Raw genomic sequence first — 17,558 nt, 5'->3', positions numbered from 1 at the left:
CGGGTTTTTCGGCCGTGTTCGATTAATGTTCGAACATTGCAGAGATGGATTCTTCGTTGCTGATACGACGAATCGCTTCGGCCAGCATCCCGGACAGGGTCAAGGTACGCACGTTTGGCAGTGCCTTGATCTCGTCGCTCAGTGGGATGGTATCGCATACCACAACTTCGTCAATGACGGAGTTACGCAGGTTGTTTACCGCATTACCGGAGAAGATTGGGTGAGTTGCGTAAGCAAATACGCGTTTCGCACCACGTTCTTTCAGCGCTTCAGCGGCTTTACACAGCGTGCCACCGGTATCGATCATATCGTCAACCAGTACGCAGTCGCGGCCAGCAACGTCACCGATGATGTGCATCACCTGAGAAACGTTAGCGCGTGGACGACGTTTGTCGATGATCGCCATGTCGGTATCGTTCAGCAGCTTAGCGATAGCACGGGCACGTACCACGCCGCCGATGTCCGGAGAAACCACGATCGGGTTGTCCAGGTTCAGCTGCAGCATGTCTTCCAGCAGGATTGGGCTGCCGAATACGTTATCAACCGGGACGTCGAAGAAGCCCTGGATCTGCTCTGCGTGCAGGTCAACGGTCAGTACGCGGTCAACGCCGACGCTGGAGAGGAAATCAGCAACGACTTTAGCGGTAATTGGCACACGCGCGGAACGGACGCGACGGTCCTGACGGGCATAGCCGAAGTAAGGGATTACAGCAGTGATACGGCCTGCGGAAGCGCGACGCAGCGCGTCGACCATAACAACCAGTTCCATCAGGTTGTCATTCGTTGGAGCACAGGTGGACTGGATGATGAAAATATCACCACCGCGTACATTTTCGTTAATTTGTACGCTGACTTCGCCGTCGCTAAAGCGACCTACAGCGGCGTCGCCGAGGGAAGTGTACAGGCGGTTGGCAATACGTTGTGCTAGTTCCGGGGTGGCGTTACCAGCAAAAAGCTTCATATCAGGCACGAGAAGAACCTCAGGCATGCGTCCAGTGGTGGATAGCGTTCGCCGCAAACTGTGCGGGCCAGGCGAAGGCTATCCAGGCGGTGTATTAAAGAGCGCGATGCAACGTCTGGAACAGGGTGACGTTGTCACCGAAACTCAGTCTGCGCCAGAATGGCCTGCTGTAGGGGGGAGATGTTCATCCCACGCGCTACAAAACCATGCAGCCAATCCGGCGCTTGCTCAAGCACCTGACGAGCGGCGGATTCGGTGTCAAATTCAGCAAAGACACAGGCCCCTGTACCAGTCAGGCGCGACGGCGCGTATTCTAACAGCCAGGAAAGCACCGCATCAACCTCGCGAAAACGTTTTCTTGCGATATCCTCGCAATCGTTGCTGAATTCACAATTTAATAACGTTTCTATTGACCGAATCGGGGTATTTCTTTTCAGGTCAGGATCTTTAAAGATGACCGGGGTCGGAATGCTCACGCCGGGGTGAGCAACCAGATACCATTTTTCCGGCGGGTTGACCGGGGAGAGGATTTCCCCCACGCCCTCGGCAAAGGCCGCATGACCGCGAACAAACACCGGAACATCCGCGCCCAGTGTCAAGCCCAGGGCGGCCAGTTCGTCCTGCGACAGCCCGCTGCCCCAGAGGTGATTCAGGGCAACCAGCACCGTGGCGGCGTTAGATGAGCCGCCGCCCAGACCGCCGCCCATCGGCAGGCGCTTCTCTATACTGATGTCCGCACCGCTTCCCGCGGGCAGCCGCCCCGACGACGCCGCCGCTTTCATCAGCAGGCGCGCGGCACGCACAATCAGGTTGTCTTCATGCGCCACGCCTTCGACCGGCGTCAGGAGGCAAATTTGCCCGTCCTGACGCGGCTCAATGGCGATCGTGTCGCCATAGTCAATAAACTGAAACAGCGTTTGCAGGGTATGGTAGCCGTCAGCACGCTGACCGGTGATATATAAAAACAGGTTCAGTTTTGCCGGAGAAGGCCAGTGGGTCATCATTTAACGATCCAGTTATCCATTTTGAGCTTGATGCGCTGGCTGCCCTGTGTCAGCTCCATATTTGATGGCAGCGATGGTTTACTCTTGCTGTCATAGTCGTTGTATACCACTTTCCAGGTTTTGCCATTCTGGGTGTAGTTGGCCTGGCTCAGACGGTATTGATCGTCCAGGGTGTAGTCGGTGGCGTCACCCGGCAGGCCGAGGATCCACTGGCGCAGGCTGTTCAGCGGGATCGGCATCCCGGTCAGCTTGCCAATCATCTCTTCGGCATCGGTCGCGGTGTAGTGCTGGCCTTTATTGTCGGTGATCTGCGCTTCGCCCGGTTTAGCGATAAGCTCCAGTTCGGTGCTGCCGAGCGGGTTCAGCAGCAGCAGGCGATAGTTGTCCTGCCCGGTTTGCTGCCAGAAGAAACGCGCATACACTTTTTGTTCATCAGAGAGATAGGCGAAGGCGCCGCGGGTCTGATACTGGCTCAAATTGCGGACGTCCTGCTGGTGCTGACGCCACTGCGGTGAATCAGGGCTTTTGCCCGGGCCTTTTGGTTGGGTGACAGTACATGCGGTCAGAACCAGTGCCGCCAGAGGCAGCAGGCGAATCAGTCGGGTCATAATGAGGACAAATCCTTGAGATACGTTGCAGTTATAACTGTTAATGCTAGCGTCCCGCAGTCCCACCGTCTACGTTCAAATTATCTCAAAGCAATGCGTAAGCTATTACTCCGAAAGGAGGCGGTCTCTTTTATTGATCTCGCGCATCCTGTATGATGCGTCCTGCTAACCTTATTAACGCTGGTACTACTCCCGCTCAACATGACCCTATTAGCACTCGGTATTAACCACAAAACGGCCCCGGTTTCGCTGCGAGAACGCGTTACGTTTTCGCCGGATACGCTTGACCTGGCGCTGGACAGCCTGCTTGCCCAACCGATGGTGCAAGGGGGCGTGGTGCTCTCGACGTGCAACCGTACCGAGCTGTATTTAAGCGTGGAAGAGCAGGATAACCTGCATGAAGCGCTGATCCGCTGGTTATGTGACTACCACAATCTCAACGAAGACGAGCTGCGTAATAGCCTGTACTGGCATCAGGACAATGATGCGGTAAGCCATCTGATGCGCGTCGCCAGCGGTCTGGATTCACTGGTGCTGGGCGAGCCGCAGATTCTCGGTCAGGTGAAAAAAGCCTTTGCGGATTCGCAAAAAGGGCATTTGAAGGCCAGTGAACTGGAGCGTATGTTCCAGAAGTCGTTCTCCGTGGCGAAGCGTGTGCGAACCGAAACCGACATTGGTGCCAGTGCGGTTTCTGTTGCTTTCGCAGCCTGCACCCTTGCACGTCAAATCTTTGAGTCCCTTTCCACCGTCACCGTGATGCTGGTGGGCGCGGGCGAAACCATCGAACTTGTGGCGCGCCATCTGCGCGAGCATAAAGTGAAAAAGATGATTATCGCGAACCGCACCCGCGAACGTGCGCAGGTTTTGGCGGATGAGGTGGGCGCAGAAGTGGTTGCGCTGAGCGACATCGATGAACGTCTGAAAGAGGCGGACATTATTATCAGTTCTACCGCCAGCCCCCTGCCAATCATCGGTAAAGGGATGGTGGAGCGCGCGCTGAAGTCGCGTCGAAATCAGCCGATGCTGCTGGTGGATATCGCCGTCCCGCGTGATGTTGAACCGGAAGTCGGTAAACTGGCGAACGCCTATCTTTACAGCGTTGACGACCTGCAAAGCATCATTTCGCACAACCTCGCTCAGCGTAAAGCGGCGGCGGTACAGGCGGAAACCATTGTTGAGCAGGAAACCAGCGAGTTTATGGCCTGGCTGCGCGCGCAAAGCGTCAGCGAGACCATCCGCGAGTATCGCGGGCAGGCGGAGCAGGTGCGTGATGACCTGACTGCCAAAGCGTTAGCGGCCCTTGAACAGGGCGGCGACGCACAGGCTATTATGCAGGATCTGGCGTGGAAACTGACCAACCGCCTGATCCATGCACCAACCAAATCTCTTCAACAGGCTGCCCGTGACGGGGATGATGAACGCCTGACTATTCTGCGCAACAGCCTCGGGCTGGAATAGCGCCCTATACCCATTTTCTAAGACAAGGTGCACTTACGCCTATGAAGCCTTCTATCGTCGCTAAACTGGAAGCTCTGCACGAGCGCCATGAAGAAGTCCAGGCGCTGCTCGGGGATGCCGGGACCATTGCGGACCAGGAACGTTTTCGCGCACTCTCGCGTGAGTACGCGCAGTTAAGTGATGTTTCTAAATGCTTTACCGACTGGCGACAGGTTCAGGAAGACATCGAAACCGCGCAGATGATGCTCGACGATCCTGAAATGCGCGAGATGGCGCAGGAAGAGTTACAGGATGCGAAAGCGCGTTCTGAAGAGATGGAGCAACAGCTTCAGGTGCTGCTGCTGCCGAAAGATCCGGACGACGAGCGTAACGCGTTTGTGGAAGTCCGCGCCGGTACCGGCGGTGATGAAGCGGCGCTGTTTGCCGGGGATCTGTTCCGCATGTACAGCCGCTACGCTGAATCGCGTCGCTGGCGCGTGGAAATCATGAGCGCTAACGACGGCGAGCATGGTGGCTATAAAGAGGTTATCGCCAAGATCAGCGGCGACGGCGTGTATGGTCGTCTGAAGTTTGAATCTGGCGGTCATCGCGTGCAGCGCGTGCCTGCTACGGAATCTCAGGGGCGTATTCATACCTCTGCCTGTACAGTGGCGGTGATGCCAGAGCTGCCGGAAGCGGAATTGCCGGACATCAACCCGGCGGACCTGCGCATCGACACTTTCCGCTCCTCTGGTGCGGGCGGCCAGCACGTTAACACCACCGATTCCGCTATCCGTATTACTCACCTGCCAACCGGTATTGTGGTGGAGTGTCAGGACGAGCGTTCGCAGCATAAAAACAAAGCCAAAGCCTTGTCTGTGCTGGGCGCGCGTATCCACGCGGCCGAAATGGCGAAACGCCAGCAGGCGGAAGCATCGACGCGTCGTAACCTGCTGGGCAGCGGCGATCGCAGCGACCGTAACCGTACCTACAACTTCCCGCAGGGCCGCGTGACCGACCACCGCATTAACCTGACGCTTTACCGTCTGGACGAGGTGATGGAAGGGAAGCTGGATATGCTGATTGAGCCTATCGTGCAGGAATACCAGGCTGACCAGCTGGCGGCGCTGTCCGAGCAGGAATAATGGATTTTCAGCGCTGGTTACGTGAGGCCGCCGGTGAGCTTTCCGCAAGCGAAAGCCCAAAACGCGACGCCGAAATTTTGCTGGAGCATGTAACGGGTAAAGCCCGTACGTATCTGCTGGCATTCGGTGAGACGCCATTGACCGCTGAGCAGCAAGCGCAGCTCGCTACGCTGCTTGCCCGCCGTAAAAACGGTGAGCCGGTGGCGCATCTTGTCGGTGAACGTGAGTTCTGGTCGCTCCCGCTTTATGTCTCAGCGGCAACGCTGATTCCACGCCCGGATACCGAATGTCTGGTGGAGCAGGCGCTGGCGCGTTTGCCGGCTGCGGCCAGCCGCATTCTCGATCTCGGAACAGGAACGGGTGCTATCGCGCTGGCGCTTGCCAGCGAGCGTCCGGATTGCGATGTGACGGCAGTGGATGTGATGCCTGACGCGGTGACCCTGGCGCAGCGTAACGTGGCGCGTCTTGGGCTGACTAACGTGACCGTGCTGCAAAGCAGCTGGTTTAGCGCGCTGGAGACTCGCTCGTTCGAGATGATCGTCAGTAACCCGCCGTATATTGACGAGCACGACCCGCACCTTGCGCAGGGCGATGTTCGTTTCGAGCCATTGTCGGCGCTGGTTGCGGCTAACGCAGGGTTAGCCGATCTTGATCACATAGTGACAACGTCACGGCAACATTTACTTCCCGGCGGCTGGCTGCTGGTGGAACATGGCTGGACGCAGGGGGAAGCCGTACGTGCGCTGTTTACGCAAGCGGGTTATACCGCAGTGGAAACCTGCCGCGACTACGGCGGTAATGAACGGTTGACGCTAGGCCAGTGGGCGTGAAACAAGGCTATCTGCCATTTACTGATAAAGGCGTAAGGCTGACTGAAAGGCGGTTTGGCGTTATCATCTACATTGTTTTGAGTTTTATCGCGCCCGGGGGTAGCTGTACGTTCGGGCGTTACTGGGGTAAGTCATGAAGTCCTTAGCCGATTTCGAATTTAATAAAGTGCCGCTTTGCGATGGCATGATCCTGATTTCGGAGATGATACGCGACGATTTTACGTCGCAGTACGTTTACGATGAACTGGAGAATCTGGTCAGCCTGGCGCGTGAAGAGATCAATCAGGCGCGCCCGCAGGACTGGCAATTAGAGAAGCTGCTTGAGCTTTTCTACGGCGAATGGGGTTTCTGCGACACGCGTGGCGTGTATCGCCTGTCTGACGCATTATGGCTGGACCAGGTCTTAAAAAACCGTCAGGGCAGCGCCGTTGCGCTGGGCTCTATTTTGCTGTGGGTCGCGCACCGTCTGGATATTCCACTGGTGCCGGTCATTTTCCCGACGCAGATGATCCTGCGGGCGGAGTGGCTGGACGGCGAGATGTGGCTCATTAATCCGTTTAACGGCGATACGCTGGATGAGCATACGCTGGACGTCTGGCTGAAAGGCAACATCAGCCCGGTCGCCGAGCTCTTTAACGAAGATCTCGACGAGGCCGATAACGCCGAAGTGATCCGCAAGCTGCTGGATACGCTGAAATCAGCGCTGATGGAAGAGCGTCAGATGGAGCTGGCCTTGCGTGCCAGCGAAGTGCTGCTGCAGTTTAATCCGGAAGATCCCTACGAAATTCGCGACCGCGGGCTTATCTATGCCCAGCTCGACTGCGAACACGTTGCGCTGAACGATCTGAGCTATTTCGTTGAGCAGTGCCCGGAAGATCCGATTAGCGAAATGATTCGCGCGCAGATCAACGCGATCTCGCACAAACAAATTACACTGCATTAATCTTAATTCCGATTCACACCTGAATAAGGCGATCCTATGAAACAAAAAGTGGTTAGCATTGGTGATATCAAGGTAGCAAACGACCTGCCGTTCGTGCTGTTTGGCGGTATGAACGTGCTGGAATCCCGCGATCTCGCCATGCGTATCTGCGAGCACTACGTGACCGTGACCCAGAAGCTGGGCATCCCGTACGTGTTTAAGGCCTCTTTTGACAAAGCCAACCGCTCCTCCATTCACTCTTACCGTGGCCCGGGCCTGGAAGAGGGCATGAAGATTTTCCAGGAGCTGAAACAGACGTTTGGCGTGAAAGTGATCACCGACGTGCATGAGTCCTGGCAGGCACAGCCTGTAGCGGACGTGGTAGACGTGATCCAGCTTCCGGCATTCCTGGCCCGTCAGACGGACCTGGTGGAAGCGATGGCGAAAACCGGCGCGGTCATCAACGTGAAAAAACCACAGTTCGTGAGCCCTGGCCAGATGGGGAACATTGTCGACAAGTTTATCGAAGGCGGCAATGACAAGGTTATCCTGTGCGACCGCGGTGCAAACTTCGGTTATGACAACCTGGTCGTGGATATGCTGGGCTTCAGCGTGATGAAGAACGTCTCTAACCAGTCTCCGGTGATCTTCGACGTGACTCACGCCCTGCAGTGCCGTGACCCGTTTGGTGCCGCGTCTGGCGGTCGTCGCGCGCAGGTAACCGAGCTGGCGCGCGCCGGTATGGCAACGGGTCTGGCGGGTCTGTTCATTGAAGCGCACCCGGATCCGGCTAACGCGAAATGCGATGGTCCGTCCGCACTGCCGCTGGATAAGCTGGAGCCGTTCCTGAAGCAGATCAAAGCGATTGACGATCTGGTGAAGAACTTCGATGAGCTGGATACCAGCAACTAATAAAAAAACCCGCTTCGGCGGGTTTTTTTATAGGACATATTGCCGGGTGGCGCTGCGCTTACCCGGCCTACAAAACCTGTAGGCACTGCAAGCGAAGCGCCGCTGGGCAAAGAGGCTAGGCAAATATCGTCATCAGGTACGCCACAAACAGCGCCATATGTGCCGCGCCGTTCAGCACGTTGGTGCGTCCGGTGGAGAAGGAGATCTGGCACAGCAGCAGCGAGGCCACCATCACAATCATCTCCGGCGCGCCCAGCGCAAACTGCAGTTCGTTCCCCGTCATAAAGGCAATCAGGGTCACCACCGGTACGGTGAGTGATATGGTCGCCAGCACGGAGCCGAAGAACAGGTTCATTGCACGCTGCACCTGATTGTTCAACACCGCTTTCAGCGCCCCCAGTCCTTCAGGGGACAGGATCAGCAGCGCCACCAGGAAACCGGTAAAGGCCACCGGGGCGTTCAGCTCGGTCAACAGCGTCTCCAGCGGGTTGGCATTCATTTTGGTGACCGCAATGACCGCAATCAGATGCACGATCAGCCAAACCGTGTGCCACACACTGCTGTGTGCTGACGGCTTACCGTGGTGCGGGTCGTCGTCGTCGCCGTCATCTTCATGTTCGTATACAAACAGGCTCTGGTGCGTTTTGGTCTGAATCAGCAGGAAAACGCCGTACATGGCTGCGGAAATCAGCGCGACCAGCAGCGCCTGACCGGTGGAGAAGTTTGCACCTGGCAGCGCCATCGGGAAGACCAGCACGATAATTGCCAGCGGAAAGAGGGCAATCAGGTACTGTTTAATACCAAACAGGTTCATGTACTGGGTCGCAAATTTACGCCCGCCCAGTAACAGCGAGAAGCCCACCAGGCCGCCTGTCACAATCATAATGATGGAGTAGAGGGTATCGCGCATCAGCGTCGGGGCAGCATCGCCGGTCGCCATAAGCGCGGAAATCAGGCTGACTTCGAGAATAACAACGGAAAGACTCAGAATTAACGAACCGTACGGCTCGCCCAGACGGTGGGCTAATACGTCCGCATGGCGAACGACGCTAAATGCGCTGGTTAAAATACCGACCAGGGCAAGAATATTGATACCAACCACCACTGGCAGTGACTGACTGCTTCCCCAGAAGAGCAGCACAGCCAGTGCCAGAACCGGGAAAATGAGTGACGTCTCCTTGTGGCGGGTCTTTACCGCCTCGTGTGTTGCTGTCATGTGCTTCTCCATCAATGCAGGTGCTTGTAATTATAGATAGATTTTAAGGAGATTAAATTAACAGAAATCTGTTAAATACCTTATATTTTTTACTTAATTTTACCCTTTGTGATGTTTTTCTTCTTTGAAGTCTATAATGCCATATCTCTCATAAATAAATATTAAATAACAACGAATTATAATTTTGATTTACTCATTAATTATTGTTGGGTGGCACCATGGCATATCGTCGTCCACACTTATCTCTTTACCGAAAAGAGAGGTTAGTGATGCCCTACAAAACGAAACGCGAATTACCTGATAACGTGAAAAATGTCCTGCCTGAACACGCGCAGGATATCTACAAGGAAGCGTTTAACAGCGCCTGGGATCAGTACAAAGATAAAGAAGATCGCCGGGATGATGCCAGCCGGGAAGAGACGGCGCATAAGGTCGCCTGGGCCGCAGTTAAACATGACTACGAGAAAGGAGACGATGATAAATGGCATAAAAAGAAATAGCCGTGAAATAATTCGCTGCCTTCATTTTGACTTTTCAGGCGGTTGAACTTCCGTTGTATTGCAACTGGTCCGCTAATTGCTTATCGTTATTTCACTGCTGGCAAAATGACCAGACAAAAATGCCGGGAAGGCGCATTACAGATGTCGCAAGGAAGCATGCAGTGGCGGAGGTGTAAAGTGTTAACGCGTGATTTCTTAATGAAGGCAGATTGTAAGACGGCATTTGGTGCTATTGAGGAATCGCTTCTCTGGTCAGCTGAACAACGTGCGGCGTCGCTTGCTGCCACGCTTGCCTGCCGCCCGGATGATGGCCCGGTATGGATTTTTGGCTACGGTTCGCTGATGTGGAACCCGGCTCTGGAATTTGTCGAATCGGCAACGGGAACGCTGCCTGGCTGGCACCGCGCATTTTGTCTGCGCCTGACGGCCGGACGCGGCAGTGCGTGTCAGCCTGGTCGCATGCTTGCACTGAAAGAGGGCGGACGCACCACGGGCGTGGCGTATCGCCTCCCGGATGCCACGCTCGAAGAGGAGCTGACGCTGCTCTGGAAGCGCGAGATGATCACCGGCTGCTATATGCCGAGCTGGTGCAAGCTGGAGCTTGACGATGGACGTACCGTCAATGCGCTGGTGTTTATTATGGATCCACGCCATCCGCTGTATGAAGCGGATACCCGCACGCAGGTCATCGCCCCGTTGATTGCCGCCGCCAGCGGGCCGCTGGGCACCAACGCGCAGTATCTCTTCTCCCTCGATCAGGAGCTGACCCGCCTCGGCATGAAGGACGATTGTCTGAATGAGCTGGTGGTAAAGGTGAGGGCGCTGCTGGAAGGGAACCCTGTCAACAGCTCGCTGCGACCGGGTTTTGCCTGATAATACGCCCGGCTGGACGGGCGTTTACTCTTATGCTGCCACGTAGCTGACGGAATGCTCCAGCGACTGACTGTGGCTGTCGATCAGCACATCCCATGTGCCGGTATACGGCACGGTAAGCCACGCTTTATCATCCTGCACGGTCAGAATATCCGTCTGGGATTGCTTTTGCGCTTTTGAACTCATGAGATGTATGCGGCAGCGTTCTGAGCAACGCACCACTACCGTATCCCCGCCGAACAGTTTCAAACTTGTTTTTACCAGTGCCATTTTTTACCCCGTAGTCTTAAACAACGCTCTCCCTGCAGCCATATCCGAGCGTGATGTTGTTCACAATTCACTCGTTGCATAACACCAAAGGGGGAGAGTCGGGATGCTGATTTTGATCAAAAAATGGCATAACGATTAAACAAAAATGACAAAATCCCTCAAAAGTGAGGCTGGCGCGCGTTTTACCCGCGAAACGCGCGCCGGGGGAACATTAAATGCGGAAATGGCCGGCCGTTTCAGCAAGGTCGCCCGCCTGGCTCTGCAGGGCTCCCGCGGCGGCGGCGGACTGCACCACCAGCTCCGCGTTCTGCTGCACCATTCTGTCGAGATGCGTCACAGCGTGATTTATCTCATGGATGCCTTTCATCTGTTCGCTGGTGGCGATGGAGATTTCGCGCATGATGCCGGAGACGCTGCCGATGCTGGAGCGGATCTCATCCATGCTTTCACCGGCCAGATGCACATAGCGCGAACCAGTCGCCACGCTATCGGTGGTGGAATCAATCAGGGATTTGATCTCTTTCGCCGCCTGGGCGCTACGACTGGCGAGGTTACGCACTTCCCCTGCCACCACGGCAAATCCGCGGCCCTGCTCACCGGCACGCGCCGCCTCGACGGAGGCGTTCAGCGCCAGAATGTTGGTCTGGAAGGCGATACCGTCGATGACGCTGGTGATATCACCAATTTTTGCGGACGCCACTTCGATGGACTGCATCGTGCTGATGGCCTGAGAAACCACTTCACCACCGCGCGCGGCAGCCGCAGACGCTTTGCTTGCCTGATCGTTCGCTTCCGCTGCCGATTCATTCGATTGCGTGACGGAGGCGGTGATCTGCTCCACCGCACTGGCGGTCTCGCGAAGGCTGGACGCCGCCTGCTCGGTACGCCCGGAAAGATCCTGGTTGCCAGCCGCAATTTCCTGCGCGGCATTTTTCACCGACGCGCTGGCGTCACGGAGTTGTACCATCACGACGGAAAGCTTATCGCTGAAGGCATTAAAGGCCTGCGCAATTTGCGCCACTTCATCATTGCCGCTGTCCGGCAAACGCTGGGACAGATCGTTGGTCCCGTTGGCAATGTTATGCATCGCATCACGAATGTCAGACAGGCGCTTCAGCAGACGGGCAATCAGGACGTGAACAATGGCGCCGCTCAGGAGTGCCAGGATCACCAGCGAAATCGCCGACGCTTTCAGCAGGGAACGCATGCCGGAGGTGGCATCGCTGTTGTCGAGCGCGACGACCAGCAGCCAGTTTGTGCCCGGCACGGCTGAGGCAATGAAGGTTTTGTCTACATCATTCAGGGTTCCGTCGACCGGATTACCGCGCTTCAGCGCCGCAAAGTCGATCCCTTTGATCGTCTCGGCAAACGGCTTCAGGGTCAAAGCCGGATCGTTGGCGGCAATCACGGTACCGTCACTGTTCAGGAGCAGCCCGCTGCTGGCGGGTGTTGGGTGGATGCCGCGCACGTTTGCCACGACGCTATCCATGGCGACATCGCCCGCCACCACCGCTTTCAGGACGCCATTTTCTTTCACCGGTACAGCAAACGTCACCACCAGCTTTCCGGTACCGGCATCAACATAGGGTGCGGTCACTACCGGGCCGTCCGTGCTCACCACCTGCTGATACCAGGGACGAATGGTCGGATCATAATCCGCCGGGACACCCGCAGGTTCAGAAAACTTCGCCGTCTTGCTCGCATAACCCACATAGACGTTAGTGAATCCCCCCGCCTGCGCCAGTTGTTTAAACACCGGAACCGGGTCGTCAGCCAGCGCGACGCTTTGTGCGGAGGTAATCACCGTCATTTTGCTTTTGGCCCAGTCGGCAATCGCCATGTTGTGGCTGGCGCTGGTACTGGTCAATATATCGCGCTGTGACTGCTGGTTATCCTGGCGCGTGACCTGGAAGTTAATAACGGTATTGAGAAGAAGGGCGACGACAAGGCAACCTGTCGTCGTGGCGATAATACGTGCGCGAATCGATCTGAACATAAGTGAAATACCTGCTGTGTTGTTTCCATGCCTATCGGCAACCCCGCAGGTAAACTTGATGCTGAAACCGCGTCCATAAGAAAATAATATTTTTAAGGGATTATTATTAAAAAGTTAATACTTTATCTGCGGTCAGCGTCCATTCGGCCAGCTCAACCAGCGTCCCGATTTCTACGCCCTCTATCAGCGGCAGAGTGGTAATCCCGCGTCCGTCGGTGCAGGTCTTGCACAGTTTCACCGGCACATTTTGCGCGGTCAGGATCTCCAGCATCTGCTGAATGTTATAGCCTTCTGCCGGCTTTTGGCCCTTCAGCCCGGCGGTGACGGCATCCGACATTAAAAAAATCTGTAATGCCAGGTCGCTCTCTTTTTCACGTAGCGCAATGGCCAGACGCAGGCTGTTAAAAAGAGATTCGCTGCCGTAGGCCGCCCCGTTGGCGACGATCACAATCTTCTGCATGTTGACTCCTGTTCTTATAAAGGCACGAATATTGCTTAGTTCTCCGGAGTTTCGCTGTCCGGGAGAGTAAGCATGACATTAATGGCTGGCATTTCGCCAGGTGCAACCGAATGGCTTCAGCGCGCGAGGCTGATGCGCCGGGAGCAGCTCAGCAAGCTGGCAGAGCTGAACGTGCTGGTGCACGGCATTAGCCAACTGGTCCATATGCTACAGTGCGAGCGCGGGGCATCCAACGTCTGGCTCTGTTCACAGGGTAAGCTCTACGCGCCTGAATGCAAAGCCAGCCGGGCACTGGTAGACGAAAATCTTGCTGCGCTGAATACGATACTTGGCAAGCAGTCCCTCCTCCCGGGGAGCGCCGTCTGCGAACGTATCGGTAATGCACTGCATACGCTGGACACACTTCCCGCGCTGCGTGACGGGGTGAGTCAACAAACCCTGACGGCCCCGCAGGCCATGGAACATTACTCCCGCATGCTTCGCCATCTGCTCAGTATCGTGCCGCAACTCAATGACAGCATTGACGATCCGCAAATCGCGGGCCGGTTTGTCGCCCTTTACAGCCTGATGCAGGGGAAAGAGCTGGCGGGACAAGAGCGGGCCCTGGGGGCGATAGGCTTCACGCAGGGTTTTTTTGATGACGTTACCCGCCAGAGACTGGTAGATCGCATTGACGGGCAGCAAGCCTGCTTTGAGATCTTCCTCTCCCACAGTCAGGCTGACGTTCAGGCCACTTTCTCCCTCAACTGCCAGCCCGACCGTGAGACGGAGCAACTCCGGCGCGTGGCCTGTACCCGCCAGCCTGCCGCGGATAATGGCCATACCGCGCTGGCGTGGTTTGCGCTGCAGACGGCGCGGCTGGAGCATCTGCGCGCGCTGGAGGAGACAATCATCGCCGATCTGATGGTCGCGGTGGATGAGCGGATTCAGCGTGACGAGGTCTATCTGCATCCTGCAGATGAACTGGAGGACCCGCTGGCGCATTACCCGGATAAACCCCTGCTGCCTCTGGTTCGCCAGCAGGCGCGCGAGATTGAGCAGCTCTCCCGTCAGCTTGCGTCGCTGCGCGATACGCTTGAGGAGCGAAAAACCATTGATAAAGCAAAAAGCGTGCTGATGACCCACCAGAATATGAGTGAGGAGCAGGCCTGGACAACGCTGCGCAAAATGGCGATGGACAAGAATCAGCGCATGGTGGATATCGCCCGGGCGCTGCTTACGGTGAAAAGCGTGTGGCAGATAACCCCAAAGGAGTAGCTGCACAATCAGTGGGCATGTTGTGCCTGATTGGGGTGCGTAATGGCGAGCAAAACCCGGCTTTCGGCCCTGAAACAGGGTGTTCAAACCTGGCATTGACTTTGCATTATTGAATTAACCATTTTTGACGGTGCGCCAACGGCGGTGCATCAGTCTTCGGGATAAAGGCGTCCAGCGGTGCTTCGGCACTGTGGGCGCTTTTTTTTGGCTTTTTTTCAGGAGTGGTCATGGCGGATTTGTCGAGACGGCGGTTTTTGCAGGCCAGCATGCTGGCGAGTGGCGCAGTGTTATTACCGGGTGTCATGCAGGCTGCCTGGGCGGCAGGCTCGGATAAACCGGAGCAGGAGACGGTACGTATCGGGTTTATCCCGCTGACCGACTGTGCGCCGGTGGTTATCGCAGCCCTGAAAGGCTTTGATAAAAAATACGGTATCACCATCGTCCCCACCAAAGAGGCGAGCTGGGCAGCGGTACGCGACAAGCTGGTGGCGGGGGAGCTGGACGCCGCGCACATTCTTTACGGTCTGCTGTACGGGCTTGAACTGGGTATTGCAGGCAAGCCGCAGCAAATGGCAAACCTGATGACGCTTAACCAGAACGGTCAGGCCATTACGCTCTCCAGCGATCTGGCGGAGAAGGGGGTTCGCGATCTTGACGGGCTGAAAACGCTGGTCGGGCAGCAGGCGCCTGGCACTTACACTTTCGCGCACACCTTCCCGACCGGAACGCACGCCATGTGGCTTTACTACTGGCTGGCGAGCGCAGGCATTAACCCCTTCGATGACGTGCGCACGGTGGTGGTGCCGCCGCCGCAGATGGTGATGAACATGCGCATTGGCAACATGGTGGGCTTTTGCGTCGGTGAGCCGTGGAACGCGAGGGCGATTAACGACCGCATTGGCTTCACCGCTGCCACGTCGCAGTCCATCTGGGCAGATCATCCTGAAAAAATTCTCGGTACGCGTCGCGACTGGGTGGAGAAAAATCCGCACACCGCCCGGGCGCTGGTGAGCGCCGTGATGGAAGCCGCGCGCTGGATTGAGGCGTCCCCGGAAAACAAACGTGAAACCGCGCAGATCCTCTCGCGCCGGGCGTGGCTCAACTGCAAAGAACAGTATCTCACCGGGCGAATGCTCGGGGAATACGACAACGGCCTGGGGCAGCGCTGGCAGGACGCGCACCCGATCCGTTTCTTCAACGAGGGTGCCGTCAGTTATCCGTACCTCTCCGACGGCATGTGGTTCTTAACCCAGTTCCGCCGCTGGGGCTTGCTTAAAGCCGCGCCGGATTACGTGGGTATTGCGCAGCGCATTAACCAGACCGCGGTCTGGCAGGATGCTGCCACCGCCGTCGGCGGACTCTCCACTCCCTCATCACCGTATCGCAGCAGCACGCTGATGGACGGTACCGTCTGGAACGGAACCGATCCGGAAGGGTACGCCAACCGTTTTGCCATTCACCGTAAAGGGGCCTGATTATGCCGCATCTGCAAAACACAAAACCACAAGAGAAGCCTGAGAGCGGGGAGGTGATTGTCCTGCCACCGTTACAGGTTCGTCGTCGTACGCCTGCGTTGGCGCGTCGAATGAATGATGTTTTACAGCGCGTCATTCCGGCGTTTCTGGGGCTGGGGCTGCTGGTGGTGCTCTGGCAACTGGCGGCGATAAACAGCAAAGGCTTCCCGACGCCGCTCAGCACGCTCGACTCGGCCATAACCCTGTTCGCCGATCCGTTTTATCGCGACGGGCCAAACGATATGGGCATAGGCTGGAACGTGCTTGCGTCACTGCAGCGCGTCGCCATCGGCTTTGGTCTGGCAGCGCTGGTGGGGATTCCGCTGGGCTTTCTGATTGGCCGTTTCACCTTTTTCTCGCGCATGTTCAACCCGCTAATTGCCCTCCTGCGGCCGGTTAGCCCGCTGGCCTGGCTGCCCATCGGCCTGCTGCTGTTCCAGAAAGCGGAGCCAGCATCAAGCTGGACCATATTTATCTGCTCCATCTGGCCGATGGTCATCAACACCGCGGAAGGGGTGCGCCGTATTCCACAGGACTACCTCAACGTCGCCCGGGTACTGCAACTCTCTGAGTGGACCATCATGCGCCGCATTCTCTTTCCTGCCGTGCTGCCTGCGGTGCTGACCGGGGTACGCCTCTCCATCGGTATTGCCTGGCTGGTGATTGTCGCCGCCGAGATGCTCACCGGAGGCTTAGGCATCGGCTTCTGGATCTGGAACGAGTGGAACAACCTCAACGTCGAAAACATTCTCATCGCCATCGTCATTATTGGCGTGGTCGGGTTGCTGCTGGAGCAGGGGCTGATGCTGATTGCCCGTCGCTTTAGCTGGCAGGAAAAATAAGGAGCGAAGATGAAACCATTAATTCAGGTCCAGGGCGTGAGCCAGCGCTTTTCTACTGCCAGCGGCGAGTTTCTGGCGCTGCAAAACGTTTCGTTTGATATTCACGAGGGCGAAACCGTCAGTTTGATCGGCCACTCCGGCTGCGGCAAATCGACGCTGCTGAACCTTATTGCCGGCATTACGCTGCCGACGGAAGGTGGGCTTATCTGCGACAACCGCGAAATTGCCGGGCCGGGCCCCGAGCGCGCGGTGGTGTTTCAGAACCATTCCCTGCTGCCATGGCTCACCTGCTTTGACAACGTCGCCCTGGCGGTGGATCAGGTGTTCCGTCACACCATGAGCAAGTCTGAGCGTAAAGCGTGGATCGAGCACAACCTCGACCGCGTGCAGATGGGGCATGCCTTGCATAAGCGCCCGGGGGAGATCTCCGGCGGCATGAAGCAGCGCGTGGGCATCGCCCGCGCGCTGGCGATGAAGCCAAAAGTGCTGCTGATGGATGAACCGTTCGGCGCGCTGGATGCGCTGACGCGAGCCCATCTGCAGGACTCGGTGATGCAGATCCAGCAGGCATTGAACACCACTATCGTGCTGATTACCCACGACGTAGATGAGGCAGTGCTGCTTTCCGATCGCGTGCTGATGATGACCAACGGCCCGGCGGCGACCGTCGGAGAGATCCTGCGCGTTGATCTGCCGCGTCCGCGCAACCGGGTTCAGCTGGCGGACGACAGCCGCTACCACCACATGCGTCAGCAGATCCTCCATTTCCTCTACGAAAAACAGCCGAAAGCGGCGTAACGAGGGGGCTTTG

General features: G+C 56.7%; 19 protein-coding genes and 1 pseudogene. 12 read left to right on the top strand and 8 right to left on the bottom strand.

Features of this window, described 5'->3' with window-relative positions; genetic code table 11:
• Positions 1 to 22: 22 nt before the first annotated feature.
• The 3 genes from prs to lolB form a co-directional block, all read right to left on the bottom strand.
• Positions 23 to 970, bottom strand: coding sequence for a ribose-phosphate diphosphokinase (gene prs, locus AAER43_RS13250; protein WP_003856663.1), 948 nt, complete (start codon positions 968 to 970; stop codon positions 23 to 25).
• Between the two features lie 125 nt (positions 971 to 1,095).
• The gene (gene ispE, locus AAER43_RS13245; RefSeq protein WP_050862642.1) at positions 1,096 to 1,965 is read right to left on the bottom strand and encodes a 4-(cytidine 5'-diphospho)-2-C-methyl-D-erythritol kinase; all 870 of its coding nucleotides are present in this window, start codon (positions 1,963 to 1,965) and stop codon (positions 1,096 to 1,098) included.
• Positions 1,962 to 2,573 carry a lipoprotein insertase outer membrane protein LolB gene (gene lolB, locus AAER43_RS13240; RefSeq protein ID WP_023330589.1) on the bottom strand — a complete coding sequence of 204 codons (612 nt, stop codon included), beginning with the start codon at positions 2,571 to 2,573 and terminating at the stop codon, positions 1,962 to 1,964. The genes ispE and lolB overlap by 4 nt, the downstream gene beginning before the upstream one ends.
• Positions 2,574 to 2,774: 201 nt before the next feature.
• Between lolB and hemA the strand changes: the two genes are divergently transcribed.
• The 6 genes and pseudogenes from hemA (at position 2,775) to kdsA (ending at position 7,819) form a co-directional block, all read left to right on the top strand.
• Complete coding sequence (gene hemA, locus AAER43_RS13235) at positions 2,775 to 4,031, top strand: glutamyl-tRNA reductase (RefSeq protein ID WP_008499512.1); 1,257 nt, start codon at positions 2,775 to 2,777, stop codon at positions 4,029 to 4,031.
• 41 nt (positions 4,032 to 4,072) lie between these two features.
• On the top strand, positions 4,073 to 5,155 hold the full coding sequence (gene prfA / locus AAER43_RS13230; RefSeq protein ID WP_014884195.1) for a peptide chain release factor 1: 1,083 nt from the start codon (positions 4,073 to 4,075) through the stop codon (positions 5,153 to 5,155).
• Entirely contained in the window at positions 5,155 to 5,985 is an 831-nt protein-coding gene (gene prmC, locus AAER43_RS13225; RefSeq protein ID WP_050862643.1) for a peptide chain release factor N(5)-glutamine methyltransferase, read from the top strand. The genes prfA and prmC overlap by 1 nt, the downstream gene beginning before the upstream one ends.
• Positions 5,986 to 5,993: 8 nt before the next feature.
• Positions 5,994 to 6,077: pseudogene (locus AAER43_RS13220) on the top strand (siroheme synthase); the annotation flags it as partial.
• A gap of 41 nt (positions 6,078 to 6,118) precedes the next feature.
• The gene (gene sirB1 / locus AAER43_RS13215; RefSeq protein ID WP_008499515.1) at positions 6,119 to 6,928 is read left to right on the top strand and encodes an invasion regulator SirB1; all 810 of its coding nucleotides are present in this window, start codon (positions 6,119 to 6,121) and stop codon (positions 6,926 to 6,928) included.
• Positions 6,929 to 6,964: 36 nt separating this feature from the next.
• On the top strand, positions 6,965 to 7,819 hold the full coding sequence (gene kdsA, locus AAER43_RS13210; protein WP_014884193.1) for a 3-deoxy-8-phosphooctulonate synthase: 855 nt from the start codon (positions 6,965 to 6,967) through the stop codon (positions 7,817 to 7,819).
• Between the two features lie 115 nt (positions 7,820 to 7,934).
• Here the strand turns inward: kdsA and chaA are convergent, their stop codons facing one another.
• Positions 7,935 to 9,035 (bottom strand): sodium-potassium/proton antiporter ChaA, encoded by a 1,101-nt coding sequence (gene chaA / locus AAER43_RS13205; RefSeq protein WP_014884192.1) that lies wholly within the window; start codon positions 9,033 to 9,035, stop codon positions 7,935 to 7,937.
• Between the two features lie 269 nt (positions 9,036 to 9,304).
• Between chaA and chaB the strand changes: the two genes are divergently transcribed.
• Together chaB and AAER43_RS13195 are read left to right on the top strand one after the other, a co-directional pair.
• Positions 9,305 to 9,535, top strand: a complete 231-nt coding sequence (chaB, locus tag AAER43_RS13200; protein WP_057057746.1) for a putative cation transport regulator ChaB — start codon at positions 9,305 to 9,307, stop codon at positions 9,533 to 9,535.
• A gap of 177 nt (positions 9,536 to 9,712) precedes the next feature.
• A complete protein-coding gene (locus AAER43_RS13195) occupies positions 9,713 to 10,408 on the top strand; it encodes a gamma-glutamylcyclotransferase (protein WP_014884190.1) in 696 nt (231 codons plus the stop codon).
• A gap of 30 nt (positions 10,409 to 10,438) precedes the next feature.
• Here AAER43_RS13195 and AAER43_RS13190 read toward each other — a convergent pair whose 3' ends face one another.
• From AAER43_RS13190 to AAER43_RS13180, 3 genes are all read right to left on the bottom strand, one after another.
• Complete coding sequence (locus AAER43_RS13190) at positions 10,439 to 10,678, bottom strand: DUF1883 domain-containing protein (RefSeq protein WP_014884189.1); 240 nt, start codon at positions 10,676 to 10,678, stop codon at positions 10,439 to 10,441.
• Between the two features lie 211 nt (positions 10,679 to 10,889).
• Positions 10,890 to 12,674, bottom strand: coding sequence for a methyl-accepting chemotaxis protein (locus AAER43_RS13185; RefSeq protein ID WP_014884188.1), 1,785 nt, complete (start codon positions 12,672 to 12,674; stop codon positions 10,890 to 10,892).
• 106 nt (positions 12,675 to 12,780) lie between these two features.
• Entirely contained in the window at positions 12,781 to 13,134 is a 354-nt protein-coding gene (locus AAER43_RS13180; RefSeq protein ID WP_014884187.1) for a DsrE/DsrF/TusD sulfur relay family protein, read from the bottom strand.
• A 72-nt stretch (positions 13,135 to 13,206) separates the two neighbouring features.
• Here AAER43_RS13180 and nasR point away from each other — a divergent pair, with 72 nt between their 5' ends.
• Entirely contained in the window at positions 13,207 to 14,391 is a 1,185-nt protein-coding gene (gene nasR / locus AAER43_RS13175) for a nitrate regulatory protein NasR (RefSeq protein WP_014884186.1), read from the top strand.
• Between the two features lie 106 nt (positions 14,392 to 14,497).
• Here the strand turns inward: nasR and AAER43_RS13170 are convergent, their stop codons facing one another.
• A complete protein-coding gene (locus tag AAER43_RS13170) occupies positions 14,498 to 14,620 on the bottom strand; it encodes a hypothetical protein (protein WP_255343926.1) in 123 nt (40 codons plus the stop codon).
• On the opposite strand from AAER43_RS13170, the gene AAER43_RS13165 reads away from it, so the two are divergent.
• From AAER43_RS13165 to AAER43_RS13155, 3 genes are read left to right on the top strand one after another with little or no spacing between them, the layout of a single operon-like run.
• The gene (locus AAER43_RS13165) at positions 14,619 to 15,866 is read left to right on the top strand and encodes a CmpA/NrtA family ABC transporter substrate-binding protein (protein WP_023330586.1); all 1,248 of its coding nucleotides are present in this window, start codon (positions 14,619 to 14,621) and stop codon (positions 15,864 to 15,866) included. The genes AAER43_RS13170 and AAER43_RS13165 overlap by 2 nt on opposite strands.
• Positions 15,867 to 15,868: 2 nt before the next feature.
• Positions 15,869 to 16,747, top strand: a complete 879-nt coding sequence (ntrB, locus tag AAER43_RS13160) for a nitrate ABC transporter permease (protein WP_045268989.1) — start codon at positions 15,869 to 15,871, stop codon at positions 16,745 to 16,747.
• A 9-nt stretch (positions 16,748 to 16,756) separates the two neighbouring features.
• Positions 16,757 to 17,545 (top strand): ABC transporter ATP-binding protein, encoded by a 789-nt coding sequence (locus AAER43_RS13155; RefSeq protein ID WP_014884182.1) that lies wholly within the window; start codon positions 16,757 to 16,759, stop codon positions 17,543 to 17,545.
• Positions 17,546 to 17,558 lie beyond the last annotated feature (13 nt).

The organism is Enterobacter sp. FUJ80071, from assembly GCF_038739915.1.
In the GTDB taxonomy this organism is placed as follows: Bacteria; Pseudomonadota; Gammaproteobacteria; order Enterobacterales; family Enterobacteriaceae; genus Enterobacter; species Enterobacter kobei.
Note: the sequence above shows the minus strand (reverse complement) of the source record. Positions and strands in the feature narration are given on the sequence as shown.